Consider the following 410-nt stretch of genomic DNA (forward strand, 5'->3'; position numbering starts at 1 on the left):
GTGCAGTGGCTTATAGGGAGGTGTGCGCGCCGCCTGCTTATTTCGAGGCGATGGCTCACTTGGAACAAATGAGTAAGTGGCGCATTCTGAGGGGAGTGATGCTTTTGCGTCGATTGAGTGATCCCGAGTCAGCGCAGGGTCGAACGATGAGCGAGACGACGATCAAGGGAACCAGTCTTAGCCGCGGCGAGCGACTCCAGGTCATGCTCGACGAGGACGAACTGAGGGTGATCGATGACTTCCGGTTCAATAATCGCATGCCGACGCGTGCTGCGGCGGTACGCGAACTGCTCAGGCGAGGGCTGGAAGCCGTCGGCTACACGCTCGTGCTGGGCGCAAAATCCAGTTCCTACGGCGTGAGGAATGGCGGGGACGGCGAGGGCGAATCCCAAGCTGGATCAGAATGAGGG

At 59.8% G+C, this 410-nt stretch carries 1 protein-coding gene; it reads left to right on the plus strand.

Translation table 11 applies throughout. The features are described 5' to 3' along the window. Positions 1-407 (plus strand): hypothetical protein (locus AB4Y92_RS26160; protein WP_441822273.1); only part of this gene is annotated, 407 nt, incomplete at its 5' end. Positions 408-410 lie beyond the last annotated feature (3 nt).

The organism is Lysobacter sp. TAB13 (assembly GCF_052113885.1).
Lineage (GTDB): Bacteria > Pseudomonadota > Gammaproteobacteria > Xanthomonadales > Xanthomonadaceae > Lysobacter > Lysobacter gummosus.